Annotated in this window: 15 protein-coding genes; 10 read left to right on the top strand and 5 right to left on the bottom strand. The window is 40.4% G+C overall.

Going from position 1 to position 12,960, the window contains the following annotated elements; all coding sequences use genetic code 11:
• Positions 1-30: 30 nt before the first annotated feature.
• Positions 31-735, bottom strand: a complete 705-nt coding sequence (locus ISP07_RS12220; RefSeq protein WP_209327781.1) for a hypothetical protein — start codon at positions 733-735, stop codon at positions 31-33.
• 126 nt (positions 736-861) lie between these two features.
• Here ISP07_RS12220 and ISP07_RS12225 point away from each other — a divergent pair, with 126 nt between their 5' ends.
• Complete coding sequence (locus ISP07_RS12225; protein ID WP_209327782.1) at positions 862-1,437, top strand: DJ-1/PfpI family protein; 576 nt, start codon at positions 862-864, stop codon at positions 1,435-1,437.
• On the opposite strand, the gene ISP07_RS12230 is transcribed toward ISP07_RS12225, so the two are convergent.
• Positions 1,432-2,313 carry a LysR family transcriptional regulator gene (locus ISP07_RS12230; protein ID WP_209327783.1) on the bottom strand — a complete coding sequence of 294 codons (882 nt, stop codon included), beginning with the start codon at positions 2,311-2,313 and terminating at the stop codon, positions 1,432-1,434. The two genes, ISP07_RS12225 and ISP07_RS12230, sit on opposite strands and share 6 nt — an antisense overlap.
• A gap of 100 nt (positions 2,314-2,413) precedes the next feature.
• Here ISP07_RS12230 and ISP07_RS12235 point away from each other — a divergent pair, with 100 nt between their 5' ends.
• The 4 genes from ISP07_RS12235 (at position 2,414) to ISP07_RS12250 (ending at position 6,882) form a co-directional block, all read left to right on the top strand.
• Positions 2,414-2,902, top strand: a complete 489-nt coding sequence (locus ISP07_RS12235) for a DUF2938 domain-containing protein (protein ID WP_209327784.1) — start codon at positions 2,414-2,416, stop codon at positions 2,900-2,902.
• Between the two features lie 9 nt (positions 2,903-2,911).
• On the top strand, positions 2,912-3,544 hold the full coding sequence (tmpT, locus tag ISP07_RS12240) for a thiopurine S-methyltransferase (RefSeq protein ID WP_138617217.1): 633 nt from the start codon (positions 2,912-2,914) through the stop codon (positions 3,542-3,544).
• Between the two features lie 112 nt (positions 3,545-3,656).
• Positions 3,657-4,457 (top strand): DODA-type extradiol aromatic ring-opening family dioxygenase, encoded by an 801-nt coding sequence (locus ISP07_RS12245; RefSeq protein ID WP_209327785.1) that lies wholly within the window; start codon positions 3,657-3,659, stop codon positions 4,455-4,457.
• Between the two features lie 94 nt (positions 4,458-4,551).
• Positions 4,552-6,882, top strand: a complete 2,331-nt coding sequence (locus tag ISP07_RS12250; protein ID WP_209327786.1) for a S9 family peptidase — start codon at positions 4,552-4,554, stop codon at positions 6,880-6,882.
• Between the two features lie 89 nt (positions 6,883-6,971).
• Here ISP07_RS12250 and ISP07_RS12255 read toward each other — a convergent pair whose 3' ends face one another.
• Together ISP07_RS12255 and ISP07_RS12260 are read right to left on the bottom strand one after the other, a co-directional pair.
• A complete protein-coding gene (locus tag ISP07_RS12255; RefSeq protein ID WP_138617213.1) occupies positions 6,972-7,706 on the bottom strand; it encodes a hypothetical protein in 735 nt (244 codons plus the stop codon).
• A gap of 312 nt (positions 7,707-8,018) precedes the next feature.
• Complete coding sequence (locus ISP07_RS12260) at positions 8,019-8,867, bottom strand: LysR family transcriptional regulator (RefSeq protein WP_209327787.1); 849 nt, start codon at positions 8,865-8,867, stop codon at positions 8,019-8,021.
• Between the two features lie 119 nt (positions 8,868-8,986).
• On the opposite strand from ISP07_RS12260, the gene ISP07_RS12265 reads away from it, so the two are divergent.
• On the top strand, positions 8,987-9,649 hold the full coding sequence (locus ISP07_RS12265) for an FMN-dependent NADH-azoreductase (RefSeq protein ID WP_209327788.1): 663 nt from the start codon (positions 8,987-8,989) through the stop codon (positions 9,647-9,649).
• Positions 9,650-9,720: 71 nt separating this feature from the next.
• On the opposite strand, the gene ISP07_RS12270 is transcribed toward ISP07_RS12265, so the two are convergent.
• Positions 9,721-10,179: a GyrI-like domain-containing protein gene (locus ISP07_RS12270; RefSeq protein WP_054553352.1), complete on the bottom strand. Its 459-nt coding sequence runs from the start codon at positions 10,177-10,179 to the stop codon at positions 9,721-9,723.
• Positions 10,180-10,371: 192 nt separating this feature from the next.
• Here ISP07_RS12270 and ISP07_RS12275 point away from each other — a divergent pair, with 192 nt between their 5' ends.
• The 4 genes from ISP07_RS12275 (at position 10,372) to ISP07_RS12290 (ending at position 12,958) form a co-directional block, all read left to right on the top strand.
• Positions 10,372-10,998 carry a fused MFS/spermidine synthase gene (locus tag ISP07_RS12275; RefSeq protein ID WP_209327789.1) on the top strand — a complete coding sequence of 209 codons (627 nt, stop codon included), beginning with the start codon at positions 10,372-10,374 and terminating at the stop codon, positions 10,996-10,998.
• A complete protein-coding gene (locus ISP07_RS12280) occupies positions 10,983-11,873 on the top strand; it encodes a spermidine synthase (RefSeq protein ID WP_194441146.1) in 891 nt (296 codons plus the stop codon). The genes ISP07_RS12275 and ISP07_RS12280 overlap by 16 nt, the downstream gene beginning before the upstream one ends.
• Positions 11,870-12,346 (top strand): TlpA disulfide reductase family protein, encoded by a 477-nt coding sequence (locus ISP07_RS12285; protein ID WP_209327790.1) that lies wholly within the window; start codon positions 11,870-11,872, stop codon positions 12,344-12,346. Before ISP07_RS12280 ends, ISP07_RS12285 begins: the two co-directional genes overlap by 4 nt.
• 135 nt (positions 12,347-12,481) lie before the next feature.
• Positions 12,482-12,958: a MarR family winged helix-turn-helix transcriptional regulator gene (locus ISP07_RS12290; RefSeq protein ID WP_054553355.1), complete on the top strand. Its 477-nt coding sequence runs from the start codon at positions 12,482-12,484 to the stop codon at positions 12,956-12,958.
• Positions 12,959-12,960: the final 2 nt, after the last annotated feature.

Consider the following 12,960-nt stretch of genomic DNA (forward strand, 5'->3'; position numbering starts at 1 on the left):
CAAAAAAGCCAACGTCATGTTGGCTTTTTATTAGTTAATAAGTTCGGCTGAAACGATATCGTTGAGCATTAAAAAGTGGTTAAGTACAGACTCTTCAAGTTTGAATACCTGCGCGATTTTTTCGCCACTTGCTGACTTCCCTGTTTGCGCACCAGCAAACTCAATATGTAACCCTAAACGTTTCAGGGTTTGGGTATCGTAACTATAAATAGCCGCATCACGTTTCTCGGTAATACCTGGCATCATCCCTATGATAGTAACCGCTTGTTCAACATTGATAATATCGAAAAATTGTCGCTCTGCGGTTTGCCACTTTGCTATATAGCTAGCGACCTCGGGCGGCTGCTCCATTGGCACGTATAGTGGCTGTAATGAGCCGCCATGCCAGCCTACAACGGCTTGCTCTTCAACGAGGACATGTGGACTTGCGGTAACGATATAATTAGCGCAAGACGATGCACAAAGCTCGCGTACCACAACATTGAGTTGATATTCATGAACTAAGCCTCCGAAATGGAGACCTGCCATCACATCACCACCTTCGCTATTAATAATTAAAGTGTTGATTTGCTGATCGCTATTTACTAATAATTGTTCAAACTTTTCAACATTTTGCTTTGATGTTTCGCCCTGAAAATAAATAGTGCCCGGCGATACTTCACTAATTTCAGCAACGCTTTGCTGTGTTGTTTTACAACCAACCAGCAGCACGCTCAATAATAATAAAAAACGCATTAACAATGCCTTGAAGTTTTGTTTGTATACAGTGCGCAATTTAATAATATGTCATTAACGAACTGCAAAAATGGCATAGTACGTTTTTTTACTTGAGAAATAAATCCACGTAATAGGAACAATTGTATGAATATTGGAATTTACATCTATGATGATGCCGAAGTGCTCGATTTCTCAGGTCCGTTTGAGGTGTTTAGTACTGCCAAGCGCCTAGCGAATAATGACTGGCAAGTGAGTTTAATTGCCGAAAATGATAGGCCTGTATTTGCCCGTGGTGGTTATAGTGTAAACCCCCATTACAGCTTTGCTGATTGCCCTTTGCTTGATCTCCTTGTTGTGGTTGGTGGCGACCATACACGAGAGCTCGAAAAAGCAGAGGTTATTACTTGGTTAAAACACACAGCCACTAACACCAAGCGTGTTGCGAGTGTTTGTACGGGGGCGTTTTTGCTTGCTAAAACTGGGCTTTTAAACGGTAAAAATGTCACGACTCATTGGCAAGATCAACCTGAGCTGGCTGCTATGTTTTCTGATCTTACCGTGATTGCAGATACTCGTTGGGTCACCGACGGTAAGTTTACCAGCTCTGGGGGGATTTCTGCAGGCATTGATATGAGCCTAGCATTAGTCGCTGAGTTTATTAGTTACGAACACGCACTACTAACTGCTAAACAGATGGAATATAAATGGCAGACGTTATAATTTCTCAGCAATGTAATCGGTTATAAACTGTTTTAAACATACAGCCTTTTTACTCAGTAAACGTGCGCTTGGCCAGATAGCATAAATGTCGCGGTTTTCCCCTCGCCAGTGTGGCAGTACTTGAACTAACTGTTGAGATTTTAATTCATCTATAACCTCAAACCGAGGTAACAAAGCGATACCTTGCTCATCACAAACTAAGTATTTTACAAATCCAGTATCGTTAAAAGTACTAGCAAATCGGCACATGTGAGTATAAGTTGCATTCGTTTGTGTATTGGTTAGCTGCCACTTATTTCGCAACGTGGTACCAATTAACCTATGTTGTTTTAAATCAGCAGGCTCTTCTATGGCAGATGCCGAATTAAGGTATGCTTTAGTGCTTACAAATAAGGTATCAACACTGCCTAACTTTTTCTGATGGAGCATAGAATCAGCCTGCGGCCCTACTCTTATTGCTATATCAGCTTGGCTTTTACTGAGATCTTCAAGTTGGTTATTAAGCAGTAGCTCAAGTTGAATATCAGGGTACTGTTTAGTGAATGCGAGCCACATCGGCTTTAAGAAACCATGACTAATATTCAGAGGTGCTAAAACTTTAAGCTTTCCTGACAATTGTGCTTTTTGCTCATTAAGTTGGCGGTGAGTTTGTTCAAATTGCTCAATTAATTCAACATAACTTTGAAAATACACCTCCCCTGCTTGCGTTAATGTGCATTGCCTTGCTGAGCGATTTAATAGCTGCTCACCTAAGCGTTGCTCAAGTCGTTGTAAGCGTCTCGACACTGTCGCGGTAGGTAACGACAAGCTCTCAGCCGCATTACTTAGGCCGCTTTGTTTAACAATCTGTATGAATAGAGCAATATCGTCAATCATGTTCTCATTTATGTAATCATAGTTTGTTTATCTTGCTATTTTTAGCATTTTTGCAATTAGATATCATGTCTTTTATTAAATCATTTAAGAGCATCTAATTATGAGTGTTAATGATATTTATGTGATAACTTTTGTAGGCATAGCGGCGACTTTGTTCATTGATCTTTATGCTTTTCTGCTGGCTAAAGTGTTTAAGATACCGTCATTAAACTTTTGTTTAGTTGGCCGTTGGGGCTTGGGTTTATTAGATGGAAAGTTTAAGCACCTGAATATAGCAATTAGTCCAGTTAAGCAGTTTGAGTGTGTGTTTGGCTGGTGTTTACACTACTTTATTGGTGTTTTATTTTCGTTTCTATTTATTTTACTGGTCGGTCTTGCTTGGCTTGAACAGCCCACCTTAATCGCTGCATGTATATTTGGATTAGCTAGCGTATCTATGCCATTTTTTGTTATGCAGCCCGCTTTAGGGATGGGGATAATGGCTACGAAAACAGCAAACCCACTTCAAGCCCGCTTAAAAAGTACTGTAACTCACCTACTTTTTGGTGTCGGAATATATTTATCAGCTCAATTCATTCAATTTATTTAGGAGTAAGTAATGGACGCAAAGCATTGGCATCAACGTTGGGAAAATAACGAAATTGGTTTTCATGAAGGAGACGTTAACCGTTATCTAGATCAGTTTTTTACTAACTTAAATTTACAGCAAGGCGATACTGTTTTTGTACCACTTTGCGGAAAAACTCACGACATTCATTATTTGCTCGCGCAAGGTATGCGTGTTGTTGGGGCAGAACTTAGTGAGATAGCCATTAAGCAGTTATTTGATGAGTTAAAGCTAGAACCCGAAATTAGCCAACACGGCGAACTATTACGTTACCAAGGCGTAAATCTAACCGTTTGGGTAGGTGATATTTTTGCACTTACCGCGAATGAACTTGGCACTATCAACGCGGTTTATGACCGTGCTGCCTTAGTTGCGCTGCCAAAGCCAATGCGCATTCGCTATACCCAGCATTTACTTGAATTAACCAATAGAGCTAAACAATTAGTGGTGGTCTTTGAGTATCAGCAAAGTGAGTTTTCGGGTCCGCCATTTAGTGTGGTCGCCGATGAACTACATCAGCACTACGATGCTTTTTATCAACTAACATTACTGTGCAAAGAACCTCTCGAAGGTGGCTTAAAAGGGCAAGTCCCCGCCATGAACGTAGCTTGGCATTTAAGTTAGTACTTACAAACTAGTGATGTGTAAATTCACACCCTAGTTGTGCGTTTTTGTGGCTAGTTATTCTACCTCTGTGCGTGCACTATAGTGATTACTGCATTTAAGGAGTACATTTATGCAAAAGCCACGCGTATTCTTTGTTTCACATGGCGGCGGTCCTATGCCTTTACTTGGCGATCCAAGTCATGCTGATATGGTTACTTGTTTGCAGTCTATTGCTGCAAAAATTCAAAAGCCGTCAGCTATTTTGATGGTGAGTGCACACTGGGAAGCGAACCCAATTAGCATCACTTCGAGCGCTGCTCCTGAGCTAATTTATGATTACTATGGTTTTCCTGAGCCTGCTTACAGTATTGAGTACCCAAGCCCAGGTGAACCAGCCCTTGCCGAAAAAGTACATCAAGCATTGGCAAAGGCTAATATCGATAGCACATTAAACCCATCTCGTGGCTATGATCATGGTATGTATGTGCCTTTGAAGATTATGTATCCAGAAGCAGATATCCCTTGTGTGCAATTGTCGTTACATCCAAGCCTTGAGCCAAGCTTACACCTAGCGATAGGTGTGGCTTTACAACAGCTTGATTACGATAATTTATTGGTCATTGGTTCTGGCTTTACTTTTCATAATATGCGCGCATTTTTCACCCCTGAAACCGCTGAAATTAAAGCGCAAAATATGGCTTTTGAGCAATTGTTAGTCGATGTCTGTGGCAATACTGAGCTGAGTGAACAGCAGCGACAAGCTAAGTTATTAGAATGGCAAATGGCCCCTGCGGCGCGTTTTAGCCATCCTCGTGAAGAGCACTTATTGCCGTTACATGTTTGCTATGGTGCGGCGATGAGCCCTTGTAGTGATATCTACGAACTACGTATTGCCAATAAGCAAGCCAGTATGTTCTTGTGGGACGATTAAGTTTAAGTTCAACCCCCCAGATAACACGATAAAGGCTCAGATTTTATAAGCTTATTTTGGTACGCTAGGTAAGTTAAAACCTAGGAACAACAAAATGAACTTAATAAAAACATCAACCCTTGCGTTTGCTGTGGTTGCGGGTTTAGGTTTGCAGGCATGCTCAACGACAGAGCAAGCGAGCACCCAATCAGCAACAGTGAACGCAACGGCTAATCCGCTCTCGCTTGAACAAATTTATAAAGAAAAAGACTTTAAAGCTGAGCGTAGTACCTATTTTACGTGGCTCGATGATGGTACTGGTTATACGGTACTTGAAGAGCGCGAAAGCGATAAAAACAACCAAGACGACAAAGCTGAAGACGATGAGCACGGCGTAAAAGGCAATGATATTGTGTTTTATAACGCCGATGGGACGGGTCGTAAGGTACTTGTTAGCTACGAAAAATTAATTCCCAAAGGTGATAAAGAGCCACTCACCGTTGAAAGCTACCAATGGTCTAAAGATGGTAAATGGCTGATGGTTTTTAGCAATGGCGAGCAAGTATGGCGTTCACGTAGCCGTGGTGATTTTTGGCTTTTAAACCTCGAAACTGATTCGCTATATCAGTTAGGTGGTGAAAACATCGAAGCGAAAAAGCTGATGTTTGCTAAGTTTTCACCAGATAGCTCAAAAGTCGCTTATGTGCGTGATAACAACATCTACATGGAAAAAGTCGGCAGCAAGGCTGTGACTGCTTTAACCACTGACGGTAACGACACCATTGTTAATGGTAATTTTGATTGGGTATACGAAGAAGAATTTACTATTCGTGATGGTTTCCGCTGGAGTCCAGACAATAAATCAATTGCCTATTGGCAGCTTGATACCAGTGGCGTTAAATACTTCACCATGATCAATAACACCGATGATCTCTACCCTACCCTTAAAGAATTCCCGTATCCAAAAGCCGGCGAGATGAACTCTGCGGTTAAAGTGGGTGTGGTCAGTCTTAATGACAAGAAAACCCGTTGGGCTGAACTAGGTGGCGATAATCGCGATCGTTATATTCCACGTATTAGCTGGGCAGGCACAGGTGAATCTTTGATGATACAAGATCTTAACCGTCCGCAAAGCCACAACAAGGTTTGGTTATTCGACTGGCAAAAACAGCAGCTGACTAAAATTCTTAAAGATAAAGACGATGCCTTTATTGAGTGGTTTTATAAAGCAAACTGGTCAAAAGACGGTAAGTTCTTTATTTGGCATAGTGAGCGTGATGGCTGGCGTCATTTGTACCGTGTATCTCGCGATGGCGAAACGGTTGTTGATTTAACACCGGGCGAGTACGACATCATAGATATGTTAGCGCTCAACGAAGATAAAAACGTTATGTACTTTACTGCATCACCGGATGATCCAGGCCAGCGTTATTTATTCCGTACCTCGCTTGATGGTAGCACTAAACCGGTGCGCGTAACGCCTGCGTCATTCGATGGCTCAAACAGCTATTACATGTCTAAAGACACCTCTTGGGCGATGCATACCTTCTCTAAATTTGGCACCCCACCAATGAAAGAGATCATTAAAGTAAGCGATCACAGCAATGTGAAAACCTTAGTTGAGAACAAAGCATTAAAAGAGAAATTAGCGACTGAGCAGTTACCGACTCACGAGTTCTTTACGGTTAATGCGCGCGATGGTGTTGAGCTTGATGGTTACATCATGTTCCCAGCGAATATGGATAAAAGTAAAAAATACCCAATCGTTTTCTATGTTTACGGTGAGCCGTGGGGCTCAACAGTACAAGATCGCTGGGAAGGTAACAGTTACTTATACAAGTCGTATCTAACTCAGCAAGGCTTTATTGTTGCCTCAGTTGATAACCGCGGCACGCGCGCACCAAAAGGCAGAGATTGGCGTAAGTCTATCTACAAAAAAATAGGCTCTATTACCGTACGTGACCAAGTTGACGCCCTTGATGCAATGGCAAAACGTTGGGATGTCATTGATACCGACCGTGTTGGTGTATGGGGTCACTCAGGTGGTGGTAGTTCAACGCTTAATTTGTTATTCCGCCATGGTGATAAATATAAAGTGGGTATTGCCTCAGCCCCAGTGCCAGATATTCGCTTGTACGATACTATCTACCAAGAGCGCTATGCGGGTAACCCAAATACCGATCCTGAAAGTTACGACAACACGTCTCCGATCACCTTTGCAAAAGACCTACAAGGTAAGTTGCTACTGATCCACGGTACCGGAGATGATAACGTACACTACCAAGGTTCAGAGCGCTTAATTAACGAATTAGTTAAGCACAATAAACAGTTCGAGTTTTTCTCTTACCCGAACCGTTCTCACAGCCTACGAGAAGGTAAAGGCACTACCCTGCACTATCACACTATGATGGCTAACTTCTTCGAAAAGCATTTACTTAACAAGTAAATATGCTCTATAAAAAATACCGCAGCTTAGAGGTTAAGCTGCGGTTTTTTTATGCAAACTGTAAACCCCCGTTACAGAAAATAAGCATTTTAATCAGAATTCTGTTTCTTCTTAGCTAACTCTCTATTATTGTTATGATGTTCTGCAAGTTCATACCAAAATTTATCTAGCCCTTTTTTTGATTCTAAGGAAATATAAAATCGTTTATTGCACCAACTGACTCGAGGATAGATATGCTTGAACTGTTCAAGATCAAATTTAGCCCAATTATCAGCATGTCGAATATAAGGAATATCAGTTACCCAAAATCTTAAATCTCCAGAGCTGATTCTGATAATCGAAGAAATGATTTCCCCATACATTGTCCATAGTCTTCGATAACACCGACATATTTCACCTCTAGAATATTTTTGCTTATCTTTACTGTAAGCAACTAAGTACTCAAGATTAAAAATATCTAGAAATATAAACGTATAAGCAGAAAGAATGTCATTTGTTCCTTCAAACCCTGCTCTTAATTTTAATAACTTACGGTAATATTTAGGGTGAAACTCAGACTTCAGTGAACCAAGAAACTGACGAGCAGACTTCCAAGAGCCGTCAGTTTCTTTTGAGTTTTGGACGAAGGAGTCTAAATCAACTTCCACGTCAATAATTAAATCAGACAACTTCTCATTTAATACCCACGACTGCTTATATCGTTCGATAATCATTGTATTCTTTGTTTTTATAGCTTCTACCAGTATGGTTAACTCATATTGCCCTTTTGCCCCAGCAAATTTAGCAAGGCTATCTAAGCCCCATTTTAAGAGTGATTCATACATAATATGGCTCTTATCGTTCCATTTTGAAAATAGGTTTTAGCTCAATAAGCAGTATACAACTATGCACTAAAACGCGAGTTAAAGGGGTTATGTATTTATTACTATTTAAACGTAGCACTTATTAGGGGGAATGAACTTTAAAAAGAGTAATAAGAGTGCATTTATTCGTTTTTAATCATTTTGATATGGCTCAGTAATGACGAAAAACAAAGCTACAAATAGGCGTTAAACCAATTAACTAACTCTGTTTCTAGCTGCTTTTTATGGTTCATTAAAAACTTTATAATTTAAATGATGTTTACGTTTACATTTTTAAGTTAGTAACCGCTCAAGCCATTCAATCACAGCGTTATGTGCTGATGTTTCGAAGCGAGACTTTTCGGGAATGTAGTAACACAGTTTTGATTCAACTTCTTGGTTATTAAATGATGTTAGTAACCCTGCATCTAGGTAAGGTTGTACTAAGGTTTTTGAGCAAAACACTACACCTTTATTGGCGAGCACCTGATTTATACCAAACAGCTCTTGATCGAATGTTTTTACCTTGAAACATGAATCACTTAGGTTATTTACTTTTAGCCACTGCGTTAATGGTGGGGCTGGTAGGGCATTATTTTTCCATTGGCTGGTGTATAAAGTAACCTGTTTATCAAGCCAAGGGGCACTTTGTTGCGCGTTTGCCGCAAACATATCAAAGCGCTCATATTTGATGATATCTTCTTTGTTTACTTCCTCACTATTTCCTAGCCGAACAGGCAAGGTATGCAGTTGCTTATCTAAAGTTTCACTGGTTGATATATCGAGCTGTAAATGTGGTTTTTCGCTATTTAGCTCATCTAAAGCGGGTATTAACCTTAGGGCTGCTAGAGACGATGTTGTGGTGATGCGTACTTGATTATTTGCTTGGCTCAATTGTTCAATTGCCGTAAAAATAAGTTTAAAGCCGCTAGTTGTGTTTTGGCTCAGGTACTCGCCTGATGGAGTTAAGGTAATCTTTCTCACTTCGCGATGAAATAAGTCAATATTTAAGCGGCTTTCTAGGTTCGCAATGTGGTGCGATACCGCTGTAGGTGTAATCGCAAGCTCAGTGGCGGCTGCTTTAAAGCTACCTAGTCTCGCAGCTGACTCAAAGGCTTTTAAAGCTTGTAATGATATGTGCATAGTTAAACCCACCTAAATTTATAGGTGAGTATAACTTACTTATAGTGAATAATAACTCGTTTGTTAAATATCCCTTATTTATTGATGATACCAACTCATTAACTAATGAGGTATTTACTATGACTACTCTGCTACACATTGATGCCAGTGTGCGTTCAGCTAAAAATGCAAACCCTAACCACGACTCAATCTCTAAAAATATTGCTAAACAATTTGTAAATCATTTACAGCAATACAATGCTGTAGCTGAGTATATTTATCGTGATGTTGGGATGAATCCACCTTCATTTATTAATCAATCTTGGATTGGTGCTGTGTTTACGCCAGCCAACAAGTTAACGCTAGAGCAAAAAGAAGTACTGGCCGAATCTGATGAATTGATAAATGAGTTGGTTAAGGCTGATACCATCGTGATATCAACGCCTATGTATAACTATGGCATGCCTGCACAATTAAAAGCATGGTTTGATCAAATCGTTAGGATCAATAAAACGTTTGATTTTGACTTGCAGCGGGGAGATTTCCCTTTGCAACCCTTGTTAACTGGTAAACGTTTGCTGGTTATAACCTCAACGGGTGAGTTTGGCTTTGAGGCCGGTGGTATACGCGAGAGTATGAGCCACTTAGTGCCGCACATTAAAACCTTGAGTAAGTATTTAGGTGTTCAGCATATTGATGAAATAGCCTGTGAGTATCAAGAATTTAACGACCAAAGACACCAACGCTCTTTGACTAACGCTTATGCTAAAGCAGAACAATTAGCGCTGAGATACGCCAATTAAGCAAACAACAAAGCCGCAATAAGCGGCTTTATTTTGTAATGGGGCTTTACCACTAAAAATAGGATTTGGCGTTATTCAACCGAAATGAATACCTCAACTTCGTCACTGTTTTTATAAAACTCATAGTCAGTTTTATATGCTCGAATGTGCGGGCACTGTTCATTACTAAAGTACTGCCAAACTTGACCCCAAACATCGATAACGGTTTGTGGCATTGCCCCTTTGCCGCTAAAGCGAAGGTAGTTACCTGTGGCGAGTGTCGTTTGTTCTATCTCTGATGACGTGACTTGCAGATCAGTACACGCATATACATCAAACTCCCCTGTGACATCAGATTCATAATGAGTGTACACGCCATAAACTTGGCTCGATGGGGTTAATTTGGGCGCTATGTCTGTATAAAACTGCTGCCATAAGCCAGCGATTTTGGCACCTTCACCACTCATTTCATTCATATTACAGGTGCGAACTTTGAGGCCAAATAAGATCGTAGGGTTGTCTATATTGATTTTCGTTACTTGCTGATCCATTGCATTTATCCTTGTTAGTTTGTTCCCAGTAAAATACCAGAGCATGTGTACTTTAACCTAGCCTTTTTAATTATTTATTTTAAAAAAGACTATATTTTGTCAACGGCCTTTACAGCTTAAAAAACAGTCATGGCATCCTTATCTGCATCAGGTTAAGATGGGTAAAATAACAACAAAATCAGCGGGTGTTTAATGAATAAAATCAATGCGCTTATCTACTTTTTAGCCTTTAGTAGTGGCTTTTGTATTATGGGAATTGAGCTGTTAGGCGGGCGAATTTTAGCGCCATATTTTGGTAGTAGTGTGCATATATGGGGCAGTATTATCACCGTCTTTATGTTGAGCTTATCTATCGGCTATTTACTTGGCGGCAAGCTCTCTACTCGCAATCCTTCGTTAACTAAATATGGACTCATTTTCTTTGTAGCAAGCATTATGGTGGTGCCAATTGTATTGTTTGCTGAGCCAATTATGACCTTTATTTTCACCCATATTGAAGACAGTCGCTACGGCTCGTTATTGGCATCAACGGCGTTGTTTTTTATTCCTACAACAATACTCGGCATGATCTCACCTTACTCAGTGCGATTATTGGTTACCGATCATGAAAAAAGTGGCCAGGTTGCCGGTGGTTTGTATTTTGTGAGCACCCTAGGAAGCGGCCTTGGCACGATTATTACCTCTTTTTATATGGTGCTAGCGTTTGATGTTAACGACATCATTAAAACCTTTGCAGCGGTTTTAGGCGCGCTTGGTTTGCTTGCAATTGTTGTTAGTCAAATTAAAACAAAGGAGCGTGCTGTATGTTTAGAATCTTAATGCTTTGTTTACTCATGACCCTGCCCTTTAGCAGTTTGGCAGAAGTAATCCATAAAGAGCGCTCGCTTTATCGCAATATTTTAGTGGAGAAGACTGGCGATTTACTGTGTTTAAAATTCAACGAAAAAACCCGTAAAAGTACGCAAAGCTGTATGTATGAGAGTAAGCCTAAAAAGCTGGTGTTTAATTACACCAAAATGACGTTCGCAAGCTTACTATTTATTAATGATCCTCAAAATGTACTGATCATAGGTTTAGGGGGAGGTTCACTCTCTAATACCATTCATGAGCTTTACCCTAGCGCTCATATCGAAAATGTCGAAATTGATCCTGCGGTGATAAAAGTTGCCCGCGATTATTTTAACTTTATAGAAACCGATAACGTGACGTCAAAAGTGCAAGATGGGCGTATTTTCATTAAGCGCGCCGCACTTAAAAAACAAAAGTACGATTGGATTATTCTTGATGCCTTTAATGGCGACTATATCCCTGAACATCTACTCACTAAGGAATTTTTTGCAGAAGTAAAAAGTGTTTTAGCTGATGGTGGAATTGTCGCTGCAAATACCTTTTCATCAAGCAAGTTGTACCAGCATGAGTCGGCAACTTACTTCGATGTGTTTGGTGACTTTGTGAATGTTGTGACCGATGAAAATTCTAATCGCATTATTTTAGCGGGCTTCGAGACTATGCCTAGCCAGAAGCTTTTAATTGAGCGCGTCAACAAACTCGCAAATAAGTTAACCCCTTACGATGTTGATTTGCAGTTACTTAGCGAGCATTTGTTTTATACTAAGGGTAATCAAGATTGGCCAGCGGATACCAAGGTGCTCACTGACCAATATTCACCAGCGAATTTATTAAATTATCAATGATCAAATACGCCTTAATTGCATTTCTTTTAATTACGAGCTCTGCTGCTAAGGCAGAGCGTCTTTCGAGCCCTCCTTTAGCTGCCAGTCAGCAGCAATTGTCTAAACTACTGAATCAATACAAAGGGCAAGTCGTGTTACTCGATTTCTGGGCGTCTTGGTGCAGCCCGTGTCGACGGTCGTTTCCTTGGTTTATAGCCATGCAGAGCAAGTATCAACAGCAAGGACTTAAAGTGATTGCAGTAAACATTGATGTTGAGCGTAGTGATGCCGATGCTTTTTTAACTGAGTTTGCAGTGAACTTTAAAATTATTTACGACCCAGACGCTGTTATTGGCACGCAATATCAACTCAAAGGGATGCCGAGCAGCTTTTTAATCGATAAAGAAGGCATAGTACGGTTCCAACACACAGGATTTGTTGCTGATAAATTAGACCTCTATGAAAGTCATATCAAAGAGTTAATCGCTAAATAGTGTTATCTATCAGATAACTTTTGCAGTTGTTCGCTTTTATCGAACAAAGCTATCTATTTTATTAATTGCACTAATATTTACTTAGCATGCTAACTACATTAAAATACTTAGCATGCTAAGTAAATGGAGCGCATCATGTCTTCCACTCCCCCTTTTCACGAAACTCTTGATTTAACATTATGCGGCAGTATGGGCCGTGTGCATCGTTTATGTCGCGATGCTGTCACTTTGGCGGTTGAGCCTTTGGGTCTTACCCAATCTCGCTGGACTGCGATGATGCACCTGTTTCATCTAAACCAAGGTTGTACGCAACAAGAGTTAGCAAATAGCTTAGGCATTGAAATGCCTTCACTCACTCGCACGATTAAGCAGCTTGAGCAACAAGAGATTATTGCTCGCAAAGCTGACGCTGAAGATAAACGCAGTAAACGTCTGTACTTCACTGAGCAAGGTCTACAATTGTTAGACACATTGCAGGTGATTATTGCCGATGTGAAACAGCATCTTTATGCCGACTTAACCACTGAGCAACTCGATACCATGGCGCATGGTTTAATTCAGATGGAGCAAAACGCCCGTCAGTGTATCCGTCATTATTCAGGAGATAAGTAACG

It is taken from the genome of Pseudoalteromonas sp. PA2MD11 (assembly GCF_017808125.1).
Taxonomy (GTDB): Bacteria; Pseudomonadota; Gammaproteobacteria; order Enterobacterales; family Alteromonadaceae; genus Pseudoalteromonas; species Pseudoalteromonas simplex.

Excerpts from the sequence above, each read along its gene's own strand:
- ISP07_RS12280 (WP_194441146.1), top strand. The coding sequence starts at position 10,983 with ATGTTTAGAATCTTAATGCTTTGTTTACTCATGACCCTGCCCTTTAGC.
- ISP07_RS12250 (WP_209327786.1), top strand. The coding sequence starts at position 4,552 with ATGAACTTAATAAAAACATCAACCCTTGCGTTTGCTGTGGTTGCGGGT.
- ISP07_RS12285 (WP_209327790.1), top strand. The coding sequence starts at position 11,870 with ATGATCAAATACGCCTTAATTGCATTTCTTTTAATTACGAGCTCTGCT.
- ISP07_RS12230 (WP_209327783.1), bottom strand. The coding sequence starts at position 2,313 with ATGATTGACGATATTGCTCTATTCATACAGATTGTTAAACAAAGCGGC.
- tmpT (WP_138617217.1), top strand. The coding sequence starts at position 2,912 with ATGGACGCAAAGCATTGGCATCAACGTTGGGAAAATAACGAAATTGGT.
- ISP07_RS12225 (WP_209327782.1), top strand. The coding sequence starts at position 862 with ATGAATATTGGAATTTACATCTATGATGATGCCGAAGTGCTCGATTTC.
- ISP07_RS12245 (WP_209327785.1), top strand. The coding sequence starts at position 3,657 with ATGCAAAAGCCACGCGTATTCTTTGTTTCACATGGCGGCGGTCCTATG.
- ISP07_RS12270 (WP_054553352.1), bottom strand. The coding sequence starts at position 10,179 with ATGGATCAGCAAGTAACGAAAATCAATATAGACAACCCTACGATCTTA.
- ISP07_RS12275 (WP_209327789.1), top strand. The coding sequence starts at position 10,372 with ATGAATAAAATCAATGCGCTTATCTACTTTTTAGCCTTTAGTAGTGGC.
- ISP07_RS12235 (WP_209327784.1), top strand. The coding sequence starts at position 2,414 with ATGAGTGTTAATGATATTTATGTGATAACTTTTGTAGGCATAGCGGCG.
- ISP07_RS12260 (WP_209327787.1), bottom strand. The coding sequence starts at position 8,867 with ATGCACATATCATTACAAGCTTTAAAAGCCTTTGAGTCAGCTGCGAGA.
- ISP07_RS12290 (WP_054553355.1), top strand. The coding sequence starts at position 12,482 with ATGTCTTCCACTCCCCCTTTTCACGAAACTCTTGATTTAACATTATGC.
- ISP07_RS12220 (WP_209327781.1), bottom strand. The coding sequence starts at position 735 with ATGCGTTTTTTATTATTATTGAGCGTGCTGCTGGTTGGTTGTAAAACA.
- ISP07_RS12265 (WP_209327788.1), top strand. The coding sequence starts at position 8,987 with ATGACTACTCTGCTACACATTGATGCCAGTGTGCGTTCAGCTAAAAAT.
- ISP07_RS12255 (WP_138617213.1), bottom strand. The coding sequence starts at position 7,706 with ATGTATGAATCACTCTTAAAATGGGGCTTAGATAGCCTTGCTAAATTT.